Origin of the sequence: Kocuria sp. CH-021 (assembly GCF_049716185.1) — a bacterium.
In the GTDB taxonomy this organism is placed as follows: Bacteria; Actinomycetota; Actinomycetes; order Actinomycetales; family Micrococcaceae; genus Kocuria; species Kocuria cellulosilytica.
The window spans coordinates 1-15,938 of record NZ_JBNAFK010000005.1; the positions used below are offsets into that span (position 1 = coordinate 1).

The window sequence follows — 15,938 nt, forward strand, 5'->3', positions numbered from 1 at the left end:
TTCGGCGCAGCCCGGCCAGGCGGCGCTCGAACTCGGCGTCGGAGAAGGTCAGCTGCTCCTTGACTCCGTTGTGCAGGATCTTCAGGCGCTCGAGCTCGGCGACGCTGGTCGCGTTCGGGGAGGTGGCGGTGGGCGAGGTGGTCATGATCGTCCTTTCGCGGAGGATGTGTCGGGACAGAGGGTGAGGATTGCGCCGAGGGGCGCTGCCCGTGGGAGAGGAGGCGGGGAACCTCAGCGTGCCAGCGGCTTGTTGCACGTCTCGCGGGAGAGGGCGACGGCGACGAAGGAGATCGCGGCGGCGGCCATGAGGTACCAGGCCGGGGCGAGGTTCGTGGCGAAGACGGAGATCAGCAGGGTGGCCATGAACGGGGCGGTGCCGCCGAAGACGGCGTTGGACAGGTTGAAGCTCACGGCGAAGCCGCTGTAGCGGATGCGTGTGGGGAACAGCTCGGCCAGGAAGCTGGGGAGGGTGCCGTCGTTGAGGGTCAGCATGGCCCCGAGGACGATCTGGACGAGCAGCACGACCAGGAAGGACCCGGTGTCCAGGAGCATGAACAGCGGCACCGTCAGGAGGATGAAGCTCACGGAGGCGGTCATGAGCATCTTCTTGCGTCCGAACCGGTCCGAGGCCAGGCCGGTGAGGAAGATGAATCCGATGTAGGACAGCAGGGCGAAGGAGGTGGCGAGGAAGGACTCGGTCTTGCCGAAGCCGACCTCTTCGGAGAGGTAGGTCGGCATGTAGCTGAGCAGGATGTAGAAGCCCACGGCGTTGAGCAGTACGGCCCCACAGGCGCGCAGCAGGGTGGCCCAGTGGTTGCGGAACATGTCACGCACCGGGGCCGTGATGACCTCGTCCTCCTCGGCCAGCTCCTGGAAGACCGGGGTGTCCTCGAGCTTGGTGCGGATGTAGCGGCCGATCAGGCCCATCGGTGCTGCCAGCAGGAACGGGATCCGCCAGCCCCAGCTGTTCAGCTGGTCGTCGGAGAGCACCATGGTCAGTCCGGCCACGAACAGGGACCCGAAGAGCAGGCCGGCGGCGGTGGAGGCCGGCACGACTGCCGCGTAGAGCCCGCGCCGGTTGGCGGGGGCGTATTCCACGAGGAAGGCCGATGCCCCGGCGTACTCCCCGGCCGCGGAGAACCCCTGCACGATGCGCACCACCAGCAGGAGCGCCGGGGCGAAGATCCCGATGGTGGCGTAGCCCGGGATGAGGGCGATGCAGAACGTGGCCACCGACATGATCAGGATCGACAGGGACAGCGCGGTGCGCCGGCCGAGCTTGTCGCCGATGTGGCCCCAGACGAACCCTCCCAAGGGCCGGACGAAGAACGAGATGGCGAACAGGGCGAAGGTCGCCAGCAGGGCTGTCTGCGGATCGGACTCCGGGAAGAAGACCACCGCGATGGTGGCGGCCAGATACCCGTAGATGGCGTAGTCGAACCACTCGACGAAGTTGCCGATGAAGCTGGCAGAGATGACCCGACGTCGTGTGGAGGCGGTCACCACAGCTGCAGGATCGGAGGAGGTCTTCATCGTGGGCGGCACTTCGGTGCCGGCTTCGTGCGTCATAGATCCCCCAAGGGTGAAGGTGTTGCATTCATTGCAACGTGGTTGCATCAAAGTAAGCTGGGTCACACGGGTCAGTCAACGGTTGTGCAGAAGTTGCGCCGTTATCGTGATAGTGAGTGACATCCGCTTGACTCCAAGGGAGTGCGTGGAAAGCATCTATGGAAACTCAATTGCGATCAGTGCAACCGCAGGAGCCCTCGGCTGGCTGAGGGGCACCTTTCCCCGTCACGGCCATCCACGATGGGCTCGCCGGTCTGCGCCGTCATGGTCACCGTCAGGGTCGTCCTGGCGCAGACGGAGCTGGAGACCGAAAGGGGCGGATCACCGCGCGCTGACGTCGGCAGCGGTGTGAGCGCGGAGGCGCCGCCCATGGGGTGCTCTCCCGGTACACCCTTCACCAGGGACTCCCTGAGCTCTGCCGAACCTGAGGAGGTGGTGCAGTCGCCCCGCCGTCGGCCCCGACCGGGACGGCACCATCACCCAGGGCGGCTACTCCACCCACGTGGTCGTCGACGCCGGCTTCGTCCTGTCCGTGCCCGAGTCCCTGGACTTCGCCGCGGCCGCGCCGCTGCTGTGCGCCGGGATCACCACCTACTCCCCGCTGCGCCGCTGGGGCGCCGGCCCCGGCCGGAAGGTCGCCGTCGTGGGTCTGGGTGGGCTCGGGCACATGGCGGTGAAGATCGCTTCCGCGATGGGCGCTGAGGTGACCGTGCTCTCGCAGTCGCTGAAGAAGAAGGAGGACGGGCTGCGGCTGGGGGCGGACCACTACTTCGCCACGTCCGAGCCGGCCACCTTCGAGCAGCTGGCCGGGTCCTTCGACCTGGTGCTCAACACCGTCAGCGCGGTGATCGACGTGGACGCCTACCTGTCGCTGCTCACCGTCGACGGTGCGCTGGTCAACGTCGGGGCCCCGGCGGAGCCGCTGAGCCTGAACGTCTTCTCCCTCATCGGGGGCCGGCGCTCCTACGCCGGGTCGATGATCGGGGGCATCGCCGAGACCCAGGAGATGCTCGACTTCTGCGCCGAGCACGGCATCGTCCCGGAGACGGAGCTGATCTCCGCCGACCGGGTCAACGAGGCCTACGAGCGGGTGCTGGCCTCCGACGTGCGCTACCGCTTCGTGATCGACACCGCGACCCTGGTCTGAGCCGCCATGACGGAGAGACCCACCCACGTCAGAGCGCTGGTGGAGGCACCCCGTGCGACCACGGCAGTCCTTCCCCCGTCCCTGGTCGGGCACCGGCAGGATTCCTGCCGTCAGCGCGGGACTCCGGGCCGAGGGGTGTACGGGCAGGGTCTCCCTCGCGCGTCGACGGCGACCTACGCTGGCGGGATGGACAACCGCTCCGAGGTCCGTGAGTTCCTCGTCTCCCGCCGGGCCAAGCTCACCCCGGACCGTGCCGGTCTGCCCGCCGCGGGCAACCGGCGGGTGCCGGGGCTGCGCCGTTCCGAGGTCGCGGCCCTGGCGGGAGTGAGCGTGGAGTACTACGCCAAGCTCGAGCGCGGGGCGATCGCCGGGGCCTCCTCCTCGGTGCTGGAGGCCATCGCCGCCGCCCTGCGCCTGGACGAGACCGAGCGGGCCCACCTGCTGGACCTGGCCCGGGCCGCCGACGGCGTCCCGGCTTCGGGACGCCCGCGGCGCCGGGGCGTCAAGCCGGGGCCGGCCCGGCCGTCCCTGCAGTGGGCGCTGGAGGCGATCACCGACGGGGTGGCCTTCGTGCGCGACGCGCATCAGGACCTGTTGGCCACGAACGCCCTGGGCCGGGCCTTCTACTCCCCGCTGATCGGGGCCGGGGGGCGCACTCCCAACCTGGCCCGGTTCCAGTTCCTGGATCCGGCCGCCCGGGACTTCTACCCGGACTGGGAGGTCTTCGCCCAGATGTGCGTGGCGATCATGCGCGCCGAGGCCGGGCGCGACCCGCACGACCGGGGCCTGCAGGACCTGGTGGGGGAGCTGTCCACCCGGAGCGAGACCTTCCGCACGCTGTGGGGGGCTCACGACGTGCGGACCCACGGGACCGGCACCAAGCGCTTCCGGCACCCCGTGGTGGGGGAGCTGACCCTGGCCTACGAGGAGCTGGCCGTGACCGCCGAGCCCGGGCAGGTGCTGATGATCTACTCCGCCGAGCCCGGCTCGCCGTCCGCGGAGCGGCTGCGGCTGCTGGACTCCTGGGCCGCCGACCACCCCGCCACCGTCACCCACCACTGACCCGGGCTCCGGATCGCGGGGCACCCACGGACGCGTCCGCTGAGAGGGCGCGGGCCGGGCCGCTGGACCAGGCGCTGGACCCGCGGGCCTCGCTGCCCGGACACCACTGAGAGGACACCATGGACCTGACCGATCTTCTGGAGGCGCTCGACGCCGGGCGCACCATCACAGGGGACTCGCCCCTGCACGAGGTCATGCACCGGGTGAGCCAGGAGGCCCTGCGCATCACCGGGGAGCTCAACGGCGGATACCGTGAACCGGCCCGGGTGCGGGAGCTGCTGGCCCAGCTCACCGGCAGGCCGGTGGACGAGACGGTGACGGTGTTCCCGCCCTTCTACGCCGACTTCGGGAAGAACATCACCCTCGGGAAGCGGGTCTTCATCAACTCCGGCTGCAGGTTCCAGGACCAGGGCGGTGTGGTCATCGGCGACGACTGCCTGATCGGGCACAACACGGTGCTGGCGACCCTCAACCACGATCTCGCCCCGAGCCGCCGGGCGGACATGCACCCGGCGCCCATCGTGATCGGCCGCAACGTGTGGATCGCGGCCAACGCGATCATTCTCCCGGGGGTGTCGATCGGTGACGACGCCGTCGTGGCGGCAGCGTCGGTGGTGACCAAGGACGTCCCGGAGAGATCCGTGGTCGTGGGCTCCCCAGCATGAGTGGTGCGCTCCGTGAGCGGCTGAACCGCCCCGGCACCGCTTCGTCCGAGCCAGTGAGTGATCCGCGACCTCGGCTGGGCCACCGCCGACGGCGAACGCATCCCCGACGGCTACGGCCTCAGGCGGAACGCCCGGCCACGGCGGCGTGCTGCTGGGCGCCGGCGACGGCGGAGCTGCCCAGGTCGCTGCCCGGCAGGGGCTGCCCGGCGTTCAGCGCCTCGACCCAGGCATCCGTCGAGGCGACGGCGGCCCAGTTGGAGTGCAGCAGGGTCATGAGCGTGGTGTGCACGGTCTCGGCGTCGACGGAGCCGGCGTCATTGGCGAGGTTGACCGCGCCCGTGGCGTCGGCGAGCACCTCGGTGGTGAAGCCGAGGCCCTCGCCCTCGACGGCCGAGGCCAGGACGCAGTTGTTCGTCATGTATCCGACCAGCGTGACGGTGTCGACTCCCTGCTCGCGCAGCCAGGTGGAGACGTCGGTGTCGGCGTAGACGGAGCCGTACTGCTTCACCACGGTCTTCCAGTTCTCGCCGCGGCGCTGAGCCACCTCGGGGTGCAGCTGGAAGCCGGGCTGGGTCGGGTCGAACACCGGCGCGCCCTCACCCATCGTGTGCTGGACGACGACGACGGGGATCCCGGCGGCGCGGGCCGCCTCGATCGCCTGGGTGACGCGAGGGACCGACTCGCTGTGCGGCGGGTGCTGGATCGCCAGCGGGCCGCCGCCGAAGTAGTCCTGCTGGACGTCGACGAGGACAAGCGCGCGCTGCGGGCTGGGCATGGGGGACTCCTGGGGTTCCGGCGGTCGCGGAGGTGCGACCGGTGATGGGTGCTCCTCCATCCTGCGAACGCCGGCCAGGATCCACCAGTGGCGCAAAGGCCGACGTACGATGGATTCACGCCAAGCGGAAGGGGGGGGCGGATGCGGATCGGGATCCATGCCTTCGACGGGATCACCATGTTCCACCTGTCGGTGCCGCAGATGGTCTTCGACGAGGTCGCCCGGCAGGGCCTGGGCGACTGGGAGACCTTCCTGTTCGGCGACCGGCCCGGCAGGATCCGCACCGCGGAGGGATACGGCATCGAGGGGATCCAGGGCCTGACGGCCGCGGAGGGCGCCGACGTCCTCGTGATGCCGTCGTGGTTCCTCGACGGGCGCCCGGCCGGTGCGGCGGTGCGCGGCACGCTGAGGGCAGCCCATGCCGCGGAGGCGACGATCGTCGGTCTCTGCCTCGGGGCGATCCCGGTGGCCGATGCCGGACTGCTCGCCGGGCGCCCGGCTGTCACGCACTGGCAGGCCTTCGACCTGCTGGCGCAGCGGCATCCGGACCTCGCCCTGGACGAGTCGGTGCTCTACCTCGACCACGGCGACGTCCTCACCTCGGCGGGCACCGCATCGGGACTGGACGCCTGTCTGCACCTGGTCCGGACACGCCTCGGGGCCGACGCGGCGAACAAGGTGGCTCGGAGTCTGGTCATCGCCCCGCACCGGGAGGGCGGACAGGCCCAGTACATCGAGCGCCCCCTGCCTCCCCGGCCCGACGACGACGCGATCTCCCGGGTCATGGACTGGGCCGGGCAGCATCTGGCCGAGCCCCTGTCGATCGAGGTCCTGGCCGCCGCGGCGCACATGAGCACGCGGACCTTCGTGCGCACGTTCCGGGCGGCGACCGGAACCACGCCGGCCACCTGGGTGCGGACGCGGCGCCTGGACGAGGCCCGCCGGCTGCTGGAGACCACCGATCGGCCGATCGACACGATCGCAACTGACTGCGGCATCGGCAGCCCCGTGACGCTGCGCCAGAACTTCTCGGCCGCCTTCAAGATCTCACCCTCGCAGTACCGCGCGCGCTTCCGAGCCGAGGTGGCCCAGACCGAGGAGTGACCCCGTCGGTTCTGACGGACGAGCGCCGAGGGGGCGGTCCTCTGCCGGGCAGCGGCCGGTGCCGTCGATTTCTCCCTCCGCGCACATCGCCCTCCGGGAGCGGCGGGGCCCGGGGCGCGGTGGCACAGTGGGGTCCCATGAACTCATCTGAGATCTCCGCCCGGACCGCCCTGGTCGTCGGCGCCAGCGGCATCGCCGGCTCCGCGCTCGTCGAGCAGCTCACTGCCCAGGACTGGGACGTCGTGGCGCTGTCGCGCACTCCCGTGCCCGGCAGCACCGCCCGGCACGTGAGCGCGGACCTGCGCTCGGCCGAAAGCCTCGAAGCGGCGCTCGCCGCTGAGCGGCCGACGCACGTGTTCTTCACCGCGTGGTCCCGCCAGGCCACCGAGAAGGAGAACATCGAGGTCAACGCCGGGATGATCCGCAACCTCCTGGCCGCTCTGGCCCATGCCCCGGTGGAGCACGTCGGGCTGATGACCGGGCTCAAGCACTACCTGGGTCCCTTCGAGGCCTACGGGCAGGGCGACATGCCCGACACCCCCTTCCTGGAGGAGGAGCCCCGGCTGCCGGTGGAGAACTTCTACTACGCCCAGGAGGACGAGCTGTGGGCCGCCGCCGAGCGCCAGGGATTCCGCTGGTCGGTGCACCGGGCGCACACGGTCATCGGGCACGCGGTGGGCAACGCCATGAACATGGGACTCACCCTGGCGGTGCAGGCCGCGATCTGCCGGGAGACCGACCGGCCCTTCGTGTTCCCCGGCTCCGAGACGCAGTGGAACAGCCTGACCGACATGACCGACGCCACGCTGCTGGCCGAGCACATGATCTGGGCTGCCACCACGGAGGCGGCCGGGAACGAGGCCTACAACGCGGTCAACGGTGACGTCTTCCGGTGGCGGAGGATGTGGCCGGTCCTGGCCGACTTCTTCGGGGTCGACTGGGAGGGTTTCCAGGAGGCACCGCGGCCCCTTCAGGAGCAGATGCGCGGCGCCGACGACGTCTGGGCCCGGATCGTGGCCGAGCGCGATCTGGTCGAGCCGCGGCTCGAGCGAGTGGCCTCGTGGTGGCACACGGACGCGGACCTGGGCCGGCCGATCGAGGTCGTCGCCGACATGAGCAAGAGCCGGCTGGCCGGGTTCACCGGCTATCGCCGCACCCAGGACTGCTTCATCCGCCTGTTCGAGCGCTACCGGGCCGAGGGCATCATCCCCTGAGCGGAGCCCCGCCGGCCGGTCACCGCGGCACCGTCACGGACCTTCACGGAAGGACGGGCCGTCCCATGCTCGGCCGGCGGCTCGGGACGTTGTCGGGGGTCAGGGCGTTCCTGAGCCGCCCGGGATCGTCCGGCGGTCAGCCGATGGCGATGGAGTCGAAGTCCTCGCTGATGATCAGCTCCCCGGAGAAGTTCTTCCCGGCCTCCTCCCACTTCTCGACCGGCCAGTTGCCGGGCACGAGGTGGTTGAGCACCAGGGTCTTCACTCCGGCGCGTTCGGCCACGCCTCCGACGTCCTCGATGGTGGTGTGCGCTCCGATCAGGTGCTGGTACTCGGCCTCGGAGGTCGCATCGCGCGGGGCGGGGTGGTGCCGGCCGACCCACTCCTCGGCGATGGCCTCGTGCACCAGGAGGTCCGAACCCTTCGCCAGCTCCACGAGGTTCTCGCTCGGGCTGGTGTCCCCGGAGAAGGTCACGGAGCCGGTGTCGGTGTCGAACCGGTAGGCGAAGGCCGGGAAGACCGGGGCGTGCTGGACCAGGGTGGCGGTGACCTTGACCCGGTCGTCCTCGAAGACCTCGATCGGGCTCATCCGCGGGTGCGGATCACCGTTGGGGTCATCGGTCAGCTCGGCCGGCAGGGCGATGTCGCGGCCCACGAAGAACTCCCGGGGCGGGGGGTAGCCGGAGTCGATGATCCGGTCGTTGAAGTCCGTGGCGAAGGTCCTGATCATCGCCTCGATGGTCTCCCGGGTGCCCGGGGTGGGGTTGGCCGGATGGACCACCTGGTCGGCGGGGATCTGCTCGCCCTTGTAGTTGACCGGCAGCGCCCCGCGGTTGCCGGGCCCGAAGACCTGCAGCACCCGGTCGGGCACGGTCACGCCGTTCTGCAGGCCGGTGCCGAAGATGTTGTAGAGGTCGGAGATGTGGTCCGAGTGCAGGTGGGTGAGGAACACGGCCTCCAGGGCGTCCAGGGGGCCGCGCATGTCCTGGGTCCAGTTGCCCAGTTTGGCCTTCTTGATCTGCTTGCCCACTCCGTCGCCGGCGTCGATCAGGTAGTACTTGTCCCCGACGACGACGGCGGAGGCCACGCCTTCGCGGTGGGAGTCGTTCCACCAGGGCGGCCCGCCGCTGGTGCCCAGCAGCACGATCCGGTTCCGCGCCTCGGTGGTCAAGGGGGTCCGGCCCGCAGCCCGGCCGGGGGCGATCGCGGTGGGCGAGGCGGTGGCGCTTCCGCCGCTGGAGGAGGCTGCGCTGCCCGGGGCGCAGGCGGTGACCGCCAGCGGCGTCAGCCCCAGGGCGGAAGCCAGCCCGAGCGCGCGGCGACGCGAGATGCCTCCCGGTGAGTGGGCATGGTGATCGGATCCAGAAGCAGACATGGAGTTCCCCCAGGGATGTGGCGCACGTCAGGTGTGGAGATTCCAGTATGGATGACCGCTCCAGGCCCGTACCCCCCTTGCGGGGGGCCTTTCCCAGACATGATCAGCGCTCACTGATACGTGTCTCGGATGAGTAGTCACATCCCTGCTGGCGGGCATGGAAGCCTCCCGATGGTCTCGTCCAGGATGTCTGGCAAATTGGTAACTGGAGGATTACCATAGATGTCGTGGACGTGTTCACGGCTCTCGGGGACCCGGTGCGGCGGGCCCTGCTGCGGCGGCTGGCCGAGGGGCCGGCGCGGGTGGTCGACCTGGCGGCCGATCACGACATCAGCCGCCCGGCGGTCAGCAGGCACCTGAAGGTGCTCGGCGGCGCGGGCCTGGTGGCCGGGGCCACGCACGGCCGCGAGCGCCACTACACCCTGGTGCCCTCCGCCCTGGAGCCGGTCGCCGTCCTGCTCGAGGAGCTCAGCGGCCGGACACCGCGGATCCCGGAGCACGTCCTGGACGGACTCGACCTCGAGGTCCGCCGCACCAGCCGCGACCGCGCCGCCGGCCGGCAGGACCGGCCGGCCCGCACCGAGAGGAAGGACGCAGGATGACCGCACCACAGGCCACCGGCCGGCCCGAGACCCGCCAGGACGGTGAGTGGATCGTGTTCACCCGCCACTTCAGCGCTCCTGTCGAGGACGTGTGGGCCGCCGTCACGGATCCCGAACGCCTCGAGCGCTGGATCGGCACGTGGACCGGGGACCCGGCCTCCGGCAGCGTCACCTTCCGGATGACCGCCGAGGACGGCATGCCGGAGGAAGAGCATCACATCGAGGCCTGCGAGCCGCCGCGGCTGCTGCGCACACGCGCCCGCAGTGAGGGCCTGGACGGACAGGACCACGACTGGCGAGTGGAGTTCCGGCTCACCGAGGACGACGGTGGTACGACGCTGCACTTCGGCCAGGTCCTGCCGGAGCCGGGGTGGGCGCACAGCATCGGCCCGGGCTGGGACTACTACCTGGACCGCCTCGTGGCGGCCGAGACGGGTGGGGACGTCGCGGCGATGGACTTCGAGCGCGACTACTACCCCGCCCTGGTCCCCGCCTACGAGGAACGCTTTCCGGCCACGCCCCGGCAGTCCTGACCCGCCGACGGGACCACGGGCCGGCTGCAGGGCGACGGCGGCCCGTGCTCCAGCACGTTCCGGCCCGTTCTCGCGCGCCGATGCAACGACATATTTCGTCGGGTGGTTCCGCGCCAGGATCCGCTTCACTAGGGTCAGGGGCACCTGCGGGCGAACGCGAAGCCACACCGGTGCGTCGCCTGCCACTCTCGCAGTCCTCGGCGTCCACCAGCACGCCCGGTTCCACCCGGACCGCCGAGATCCCCGGGCCCAGTGACGGACCTGGGGATCCGGGAGGCGGAGCACTCCACCGGAGTCCTCACACCCTGCGCGGGTGGAGACCGCCCCAGCACACCACTACAACGACGTAGGGAAGCGCGATGACCACGACCACCAGCATCCACTTCGGATCCACTCCTTCTGCGCCGCCGGAGATCGAGGGCCCCATCGAGGGCCCTGGAGGGCTCCAGCTCCGACCTCTCGAGCAGTCCCGGCCCAGCACCCCACCGGTCACCGGAGTCGGGGGTTCCCCGAGTCCTTGGAGCCGCGAGCGGGAACGGCCCGAGGACGACGAAGCCGTCGTCACCGCGGTGCTGGCCGCTGCCACCCGTCGCGCCTTCGGGGAACGCCCCGAGGACGACGAGGTGATCCTCACCTACACGAGCGAGCCCGCCTGCCGGCGCATGAGGTGAGGCCCCGGCCGGGCGCATCAGTGCCCCGCGGGCCGGCGGACCGGGGGAGACCGGCGAACGCCTCTGTTCCCTCGATCGCCGAGAGGACGAGGGTGCAGCGCTGCTCGACGACGGCCTGCACCCGGTCCGCGAGCACCTAGGTGCTGCGCGCCGCCAGTCGGGCGGCGCGCAGCACGGTGGATGCTGGTGCTCACGGGCTGGTCTCGCCGACGGCCGCCCTCCGGGAGCTCCCCTGCACCAGCAGCAGCGCCGCTCCGCTGAGCAGCGCCACCGCGGCGGTGAGCACGAGCAGGGTCCCCAGGCCCAGGCCGGGGATGACCGCGCCGGCGACGGCCGGTGCGGCGACCGAGCTGAAGGCCCCCACGACCAGGCAGGCCGTGAACGCCGCCCCGGCGCGGTCGGGCACCAGCTCGGCGGTCCAGACGGCGAGCACCGCCGATCCGGTCATGTACCCGACACCGAAGATGCACGCCGAGACCATCGTCGCGGCCAGGGAGTCGGCGGCCAGCCCGAGCAGCGCCAGCGCCGCGGCGACCGTCACGAGACTCAGCGCGGCCACCCGCCCGCTGCCCATCCGCTGCGCGAGGGCCCCGGTCGTCACGCCCACCATGCCGGTCAGGCCGATGACCGCGTAGAGGGCAGGCACGGCCGCCGCCGGAAGGGTGCCGCTGCCGAGGGCGTCGGCGGCGTAGGTGAAGTAGATGACGACGACCGCGAAGTAGACGACGGAGTAGGCGCCCGGGACGCGCAGCGCTGTGACCAGGGAGGAGGCGCCGCCCGGTCCGTCCGGGCGCGGGGCCGGCCTGGTGCGCGGCACCAGGCGGAGGTTCACGACCGCGGCGGCCACCGCGGCCACGGCGATGCCGGCCCAGACCAGGCGCCAGGAGCCCAGCGCGGCCGTCACGGCCAGCCCGCCCAGCAGCAGCAACCCGCCGCTGGTGCCGGTCGTGATGATCGCCAGGGCCCTGGGCTGCTGCCGCAGGGGCACCGCACGGGTCACGATGTCGGAGTAGGGCGCCCAGACCCAGCCGCCGGCGCTGCCGGCCAGGACGACCCCGACGGCGAGCAGCCAGGGGGACTGCGCGAAGGTCACGATCACCGCCCCCGCGGTGCCGCAGACCCCGCCCACGGTCGTCGGAGCGCGCGAACCGTGCCGAGCGGCCAGTCGTCCCGCGAGCAGCAGCCCGGCCAGGTAGCCCGCGAACGTGGCGCTGGAGACCAGGCCGAGCACCAGCTCGGAGAGCCCCAGGTCCTCCCGGATGCCGGGCAGCGTCAGACCGTAGGCGTAGCGGGCCATGCCGAAGGCGACCCCGACCACCGCCGCTCCGGCCAGCCCGATCCGGTGGCCCGCGGAGAGTGTCATGAATGCCTCCAGGTTCTGCGGCGTGTCCCGGTGCCGCTGCCGGCCGCAGCGGAGTCGGCGTTCCGACGCGCTCGGCCCGACTGCTCATCGGTGCACCGGGGCGAAGAAACCGACAGCGCCGCTCGTGCCGTTCGTCCGACCTCGAGGCTACCGCGTGAGCTGATCGGGGTCCGGGGGCGGTGCCGGACCGCGTCGGCGGACGCCCATGTGTTCGCGATCACACACGTTTGCTTCCGATTGTGAATGCGCGGCACCCCGGGGGTCTTGCCTGGAGGGACGGGATGAGCGACGCTCCTGGTGAGAGGGCGTTTTCCAAGACCCCTCGAGCTCTGGGACAGGCGGGCAGCACAACGGATCCGGGGGGATCCGCCACCGTGGGTGGGCGTCCGTCCTGAGGCGGAGAACAGAGGGGCGGGAACGGCTGGGGGGCCGTCCCGCCCCTTTCTCCTGTCCTCCCCGTGGTGACCTCTCCTCGGTGTCCCCGTGCGGGGGCGGCAGGGAGCCGGCGGTGCCGCTCCAGCGGTGGCCGCCGGAGCCCTGCCCCTAGGCTGGGGCGGGTGAACGGGTCGACAGCCGCCGGGTGGGCGGAGCGCCACCAGGTGGCGGTGTACCTGGCCGCCATCGCGGCCGCGGTCCTCGTGGGCTGGGCGGTGCCCGGTGCGCCGGCGCTCGCCCCGGCCATCACCCCGGTCCTCGGGCTGCTGCTGTTCGCCACGTTCCTGGCCGTCCCGTTCGCCTCGCTGGGCCGGGCCTTCGCGGACCTGCGTTTCCTGGCGGCGCTGCTGGTGCTCAACTTCGTGGTGGTCCCGGTGGTGGTCCTCGGACTGTCCCGGGCGGTCGCGGGGCACGAGGCGCTGCTGCTGGGCGTGCTGCTGGTGCTGCTGGCCCCCTGCGTGGACTACGTCATCGTCTTCACCGGCCTCGCCGGCGGCGCCGCCGACCGGCTGCTGGCGGCGGCCCCCCTGCTGATGCTCGCGCAGATGCTGCTCCTGCCGGCCTACCTGCTGCTCCTCGCCGGTCCGGAGGCGGTCGCCCCCGTGGAGCTCGGGCCCTTCGCGGAGGCGTTCGTGCTCCTGATCCTGCTTCCCCTCGCCGCGGCCGCGCTCGTGCAGCGGGCGGCGTTCCGCTCCGCCGCGGCCCGGCGGGTGGGGGCCGCGACGACCGCCGCCATGGTGCCGCTGATGGCCCTCACCCTGTTCACCGTGATCGCCTCGCAGGTGCGCGGGGTGGGGGAGCAGCTGGCCGACCTCGCGGCGGTCGTGCCGCTCTACGCCGGTTTCCTGCTGCTCATGGTCCCGCTCGGGGTCCTCGCCGCCCGGCTGGCCCGCCTGGACGTGCCGTCCTCCCGGGCCCTGGTCTTCGGCGGGGCCACCCGCAACTCCCTCGTGGTGCTGCCCCTGGCCCTGGCGCTGCCGGAGCGGCTCGCGCTCACGCCGTTCGTCGTCGTCACCCAGACCCTGGTCGAGCTCGTGGGGATGGTGCTGCTGGTGCGGCTGGTCCCCGCGCTGGTGCAGGACCGCGATCCACGACACAGTGGGGGGAACCCCCCGTCCGATCGAAAGGCTCCCCGCCCATGACGCAGCGCCTCCGTCCCGCCGCCCAGGCCCTCCGCCTGTGGGGCCCGCGCCAGTGGGGCGTGGCCGTGCTCGCGGGCCTCGCCACCGCCCTGGTCCTGGGCCTGGCCACCGTGCTCATCCCCAACAGCGTCTTCAGCCGCGAGATCCCGCCGGTGTGGTGGAACTACCCCGTCTGGCTCGCCACCTCGGCGCTCACCGGTGTCCTCGTGGCCTCCTACGTCTCGCCCGTCGCCGGCGGGACCCCCCTGCCCGACGACGACGTCGCCGCGGCCACCGTGGCCCGTGCCGTCGAGTCCGGCGAGCGCCGCAGCGCCCGGCTGGGCGCGGCCGGCACGTTCGCCGCCTGGTTCGCCGTGGGCTGCCCGGTCTGCAACAAGCTCGCGCTCCTGGCCCTGGGGTCCACCGGGGCCATGACGTGGTTCGCGCCCGTCCAGCCGTGGCTGGGGGTGCTGGCGCTGGCCCTGAGCGCGTTCGCCGTGGTCCACCGCCTCGCCGGGCAGATGGCGTGCCCCGTGAACCTGCCCGTCAGCACCGCGAGGAACGCGGTGGTCCCGGCCGCGTCCGAGACCCCGGGCGACCGGTAGATCCCGGAACCGGTCTCAGGCCACCGGGTACGGCTCGGCGCGCAGCAGCCGCGCCAGGTGCGCGGCGTTGCGGGCGGCCCCGGCCGTGGTGGCCGTGACCTTCTCCGGCACCTGGTCGAGGTCCTGGTAGTCCACGGACTGCATGGCCTCGCCCACCCAGTACGTCCCGGCCTGCGCCGGGACGGTGAACCCGATGTCGCTCAGGGCCTGCGTCATGTCGGCGATCGTCTTGTGGGCGCCGTCCTCGTTGCCGACCACGGCCACGATCGCGGTCCGGTCGTACATGATGGGCCGGCCCTGCTCGTCGGTCTCGGCGAGGTCCGCGTCGAGGCGCTCGAGCACCCGCTGGGCGATGCTGCAGGGGTGGCCCATCCAGATGGGGGTCGCGAGCACCAGGATGTCGGCGTCCAGGACCTGCTGCCGCAGCGCCGGCCACTCGTCGCCGGTGCCCATGTCCACCTGCACGCCCGGCTTCACGTCGTGGTCGACCACCCGGACCGAGGAGGTGCGCACCCCGTGCTGCTCGAGCTGGTCCAGCACGTGCCGGGCCATCAGCTCGCTGCTCGAGGGCTTCGGCGAGGGGGTCAGGGTGCAGACGAGGGCGACGGCGGAGAGCTGCTGCATGGGGCGGTCCTTCCGGGTGGAACTGGCCTCGGGGCGGTGTCAGCTCCAACCTAGCGGTGACCGATCGCCGGGGCACCCCTCGTGCGATGCGCCCGGTGTTCGTAGACTGGCCGTCCGTGCCGCGGATCCGCAGCGCGGACGTCGACAGGTTCAGCTGTCGGCCGGCCCGGTTCTCGACCAGCCCAGTTGTCGAACAGAGTTGTCGAACAGAGAAGGGACCTCCCCATGACCGACCAGGACGACGGCACCGCCAAGGTGCGCGAGCTCATCAAGAACACCCGGATCGCCATGCTCACCCACGCGGACGAGCACGGGAACCTGATCTCCAAGCCGATGGCCACGCAGGACGTGGACTTCGACGGCACCGTCTACTTCATCGCCGAGCGCACCTCGGACCAGGTCCAGGACCTGCAGCAGCGGCCCTCCGTGAACGTCGCCTACGCCGGGGACGGCGCCTGGGTCTCGCTGACCGGGACGGCGCTCGTGCTCAACGACGAGGCGAAGCTCAAGGAGCTGTGGGACAGCTTCACCGGCTCCTGGCTCGAAGGCGGGCCCGAGAACCCGGACAACGTCCTCATCGAGGTCACCGGCCGCTCCGCCGAGTACTGGGACACCCCCGGCGGCGGCAAGGTCACGCAGGTGGCGAACCTCGTGAAGGCCAAGGTCACGGGCGACACCATCAAGGGCGACAAGGGCGTCGTCGACCTCTGACGCCTGTCCGGGGCCGTCCGCACCGCCCGTCCGGACGGCCCTGCGCCCGGGCGTGTCCCGGAGGCCGTTGGTAGAATCCGGGCATGAGAACTGCACTGGTCCGCCCCCGCAACGGCAAGCTCATCGCCGGCGTCTGCGCGGCCCTCGCGGCCCGCTTCGGACTGCCGAAGTTCCTCCTGCGCCTGGGCTTCATCGTCTTCGGCCTGGTGGGCGTGGGGGAGCTGGTCTACATCGCCCTGTGGATCATCATCCCCAAGGAGTCCTGAGCCCCGACTCCGCCCGAGCTCCGCGCCGGACCCGGCTCCGCCCGCCGGGGCCCGACCGGGCGGAGCCGGGTCCTGCCCGCCGAACGGGCCCGCGGG

At 71.7% G+C, this 15,938-nt stretch carries 16 protein-coding genes and 2 pseudogenes; 12 read left to right on the forward strand and 6 right to left on the reverse strand.

Translation table 11 applies throughout. The features are described 5' to 3' along the window. A pseudogene (locus ACPYN7_RS04895) lies at positions 1–145 on the reverse strand (creatininase); the annotation flags it as partial. 86 nt (positions 146–231) lie between these two features. Beyond that, the gene (locus ACPYN7_RS04900; protein ID WP_424347011.1) at positions 232–1,533 is read right to left on the reverse strand and encodes an MFS transporter; all 1,302 of its coding nucleotides are present in this window, start codon (positions 1,531–1,533) and stop codon (positions 232–234) included. A 490-nt stretch (positions 1,534–2,023) separates the two neighbouring features. On the opposite strand from ACPYN7_RS04900, the pseudogene ACPYN7_RS04905 reads away from it, so the two are divergent. The 3 genes and pseudogenes from ACPYN7_RS04905 to ACPYN7_RS04915 all read left to right on the forward strand — a co-directional run. Then, positions 2,024–2,716 (forward strand): annotated as a pseudogene (locus tag ACPYN7_RS04905) (NAD(P)-dependent alcohol dehydrogenase); the annotation flags it as partial. 186 nt (positions 2,717–2,902) lie between these two features. Further along, positions 2,903–3,778, forward strand: a complete 876-nt coding sequence (locus ACPYN7_RS04910; RefSeq protein WP_424346870.1) for a helix-turn-helix domain-containing protein — start codon at positions 2,903–2,905, stop codon at positions 3,776–3,778. Positions 3,779–3,897: 119 nt separating this feature from the next. Further along, entirely contained in the window at positions 3,898–4,443 is a 546-nt protein-coding gene (locus tag ACPYN7_RS04915; RefSeq protein WP_424346871.1) for a DapH/DapD/GlmU-related protein, read from the forward strand. A 118-nt stretch (positions 4,444–4,561) separates the two neighbouring features. Here the strand turns inward: ACPYN7_RS04915 and ACPYN7_RS04920 are convergent, their stop codons facing one another. Next, positions 4,562–5,218 carry an isochorismatase family protein gene (locus tag ACPYN7_RS04920; RefSeq protein WP_424346872.1) on the reverse strand — a complete coding sequence of 219 codons (657 nt, stop codon included), beginning with the start codon at positions 5,216–5,218 and terminating at the stop codon, positions 4,562–4,564. Positions 5,219–5,359: 141 nt separating this feature from the next. On the opposite strand from ACPYN7_RS04920, the gene ACPYN7_RS04925 reads away from it, so the two are divergent. Both ACPYN7_RS04925 and ACPYN7_RS04930 read left to right on the forward strand, forming a co-directional pair. Beyond that, positions 5,360–6,322 carry a GlxA family transcriptional regulator gene (locus ACPYN7_RS04925; RefSeq protein WP_424346873.1) on the forward strand — a complete coding sequence of 321 codons (963 nt, stop codon included), beginning with the start codon at positions 5,360–5,362 and terminating at the stop codon, positions 6,320–6,322. Positions 6,323–6,459: 137 nt separating this feature from the next. Beyond that, on the forward strand, positions 6,460–7,536 hold the full coding sequence (locus ACPYN7_RS04930) for an SDR family oxidoreductase (RefSeq protein WP_424346874.1): 1,077 nt from the start codon (positions 6,460–6,462) through the stop codon (positions 7,534–7,536). Positions 7,537–7,672: 136 nt separating this feature from the next. Here ACPYN7_RS04930 and ACPYN7_RS04935 read toward each other — a convergent pair whose 3' ends face one another. Continuing rightward, a complete protein-coding gene (locus tag ACPYN7_RS04935) occupies positions 7,673–8,707 on the reverse strand; it encodes an MBL fold metallo-hydrolase (protein ID WP_424346875.1) in 1,035 nt (344 codons plus the stop codon). A 431-nt stretch (positions 8,708–9,138) separates the two neighbouring features. Here ACPYN7_RS04935 and ACPYN7_RS04940 point away from each other — a divergent pair, with 431 nt between their 5' ends. The 3 genes from ACPYN7_RS04940 to ACPYN7_RS04950 all read left to right on the forward strand — a co-directional run bounded on the left by ACPYN7_RS04940 (position 9,139) and on the right by ACPYN7_RS04950 (position 10,717). Continuing rightward, positions 9,139–9,513, forward strand: a complete 375-nt coding sequence (locus ACPYN7_RS04940; RefSeq protein ID WP_424346876.1) for an ArsR/SmtB family transcription factor — start codon at positions 9,139–9,141, stop codon at positions 9,511–9,513. Continuing rightward, positions 9,510–10,046, forward strand: coding sequence for an SRPBCC family protein (locus ACPYN7_RS04945; RefSeq protein WP_424346877.1), 537 nt, complete (start codon positions 9,510–9,512; stop codon positions 10,044–10,046). Before ACPYN7_RS04940 ends, ACPYN7_RS04945 begins: the two co-directional genes overlap by 4 nt. 359 nt (positions 10,047–10,405) lie before the next feature. Further along, complete coding sequence (locus ACPYN7_RS04950; protein WP_424346878.1) at positions 10,406–10,717, forward strand: hypothetical protein; 312 nt, start codon at positions 10,406–10,408, stop codon at positions 10,715–10,717. A gap of 190 nt (positions 10,718–10,907) precedes the next feature. Here ACPYN7_RS04950 and ACPYN7_RS04955 read toward each other — a convergent pair whose 3' ends face one another. Then, positions 10,908–12,080, reverse strand: a complete 1,173-nt coding sequence (locus ACPYN7_RS04955) for an MFS transporter (protein ID WP_424346879.1) — start codon at positions 12,078–12,080, stop codon at positions 10,908–10,910. 548 nt (positions 12,081–12,628) lie between these two features. Between ACPYN7_RS04955 and ACPYN7_RS04960 the strand changes: the two genes are divergently transcribed. Together ACPYN7_RS04960 and ACPYN7_RS04965 are read left to right on the forward strand one after the other, a co-directional pair. Further along, positions 12,629–13,657 carry an arsenic resistance protein gene (locus ACPYN7_RS04960; RefSeq protein WP_424347012.1) on the forward strand — a complete coding sequence of 343 codons (1,029 nt, stop codon included), beginning with the start codon at positions 12,629–12,631 and terminating at the stop codon, positions 13,655–13,657. After that, positions 13,654–14,241, forward strand: a complete 588-nt coding sequence (locus ACPYN7_RS04965; protein ID WP_424346880.1) for a hypothetical protein — start codon at positions 13,654–13,656, stop codon at positions 14,239–14,241. The genes ACPYN7_RS04960 and ACPYN7_RS04965 overlap by 4 nt, the downstream gene beginning before the upstream one ends. A gap of 15 nt (positions 14,242–14,256) precedes the next feature. Here ACPYN7_RS04965 and ACPYN7_RS04970 read toward each other — a convergent pair whose 3' ends face one another. After that, positions 14,257–14,865: a flavodoxin family protein gene (locus ACPYN7_RS04970; protein WP_424346881.1), complete on the reverse strand. Its 609-nt coding sequence runs from the start codon at positions 14,863–14,865 to the stop codon at positions 14,257–14,259. Between the two features lie 225 nt (positions 14,866–15,090). On the opposite strand from ACPYN7_RS04970, the gene ACPYN7_RS04975 reads away from it, so the two are divergent. Together ACPYN7_RS04975 and ACPYN7_RS04980 are read left to right on the forward strand one after the other, a co-directional pair. Further along, on the forward strand, positions 15,091–15,576 hold the full coding sequence (locus ACPYN7_RS04975; protein ID WP_424346882.1) for a pyridoxamine 5'-phosphate oxidase family protein: 486 nt from the start codon (positions 15,091–15,093) through the stop codon (positions 15,574–15,576). Between the two features lie 83 nt (positions 15,577–15,659). Beyond that, complete coding sequence (locus ACPYN7_RS04980) at positions 15,660–15,842, forward strand: PspC domain-containing protein (protein WP_058874078.1); 183 nt, start codon at positions 15,660–15,662, stop codon at positions 15,840–15,842. Positions 15,843–15,938: the final 96 nt, after the last annotated feature.

Excerpts from the sequence above, each read along its gene's own strand:
- ACPYN7_RS04975 (WP_424346882.1), top strand. The coding sequence starts at position 15,091 with ATGACCGACCAGGACGACGGCACCGCCAAGGTGCGCGAGCTCATCAAG.
- ACPYN7_RS04970 (WP_424346881.1), bottom strand. The coding sequence starts at position 14,865 with ATGCAGCAGCTCTCCGCCGTCGCCCTCGTCTGCACCCTGACCCCCTCG.
- ACPYN7_RS04920 (WP_424346872.1), bottom strand. The coding sequence starts at position 5,218 with ATGCCCAGCCCGCAGCGCGCGCTTGTCCTCGTCGACGTCCAGCAGGAC.
- ACPYN7_RS04945 (WP_424346877.1), top strand. The coding sequence starts at position 9,510 with ATGACCGCACCACAGGCCACCGGCCGGCCCGAGACCCGCCAGGACGGT.
- ACPYN7_RS04955 (WP_424346879.1), bottom strand. The coding sequence starts at position 12,080 with ATGACACTCTCCGCGGGCCACCGGATCGGGCTGGCCGGAGCGGCGGTG.
- ACPYN7_RS04950 (WP_424346878.1), top strand. The coding sequence starts at position 10,406 with ATGACCACGACCACCAGCATCCACTTCGGATCCACTCCTTCTGCGCCG.
- ACPYN7_RS04915 (WP_424346871.1), top strand. The coding sequence starts at position 3,898 with ATGGACCTGACCGATCTTCTGGAGGCGCTCGACGCCGGGCGCACCATC.
- ACPYN7_RS04980 (WP_058874078.1), top strand. The coding sequence starts at position 15,660 with ATGAGAACTGCACTGGTCCGCCCCCGCAACGGCAAGCTCATCGCCGGC.
- ACPYN7_RS04965 (WP_424346880.1), top strand. The coding sequence starts at position 13,654 with ATGACGCAGCGCCTCCGTCCCGCCGCCCAGGCCCTCCGCCTGTGGGGC.
- ACPYN7_RS04900 (WP_424347011.1), bottom strand. The coding sequence starts at position 1,533 with ATGAAGACCTCCTCCGATCCTGCAGCTGTGGTGACCGCCTCCACACGA.
- ACPYN7_RS04925 (WP_424346873.1), top strand. The coding sequence starts at position 5,360 with ATGCGGATCGGGATCCATGCCTTCGACGGGATCACCATGTTCCACCTG.
- ACPYN7_RS04930 (WP_424346874.1), top strand. The coding sequence starts at position 6,460 with ATGAACTCATCTGAGATCTCCGCCCGGACCGCCCTGGTCGTCGGCGCC.
- ACPYN7_RS04910 (WP_424346870.1), top strand. The coding sequence starts at position 2,903 with ATGGACAACCGCTCCGAGGTCCGTGAGTTCCTCGTCTCCCGCCGGGCC.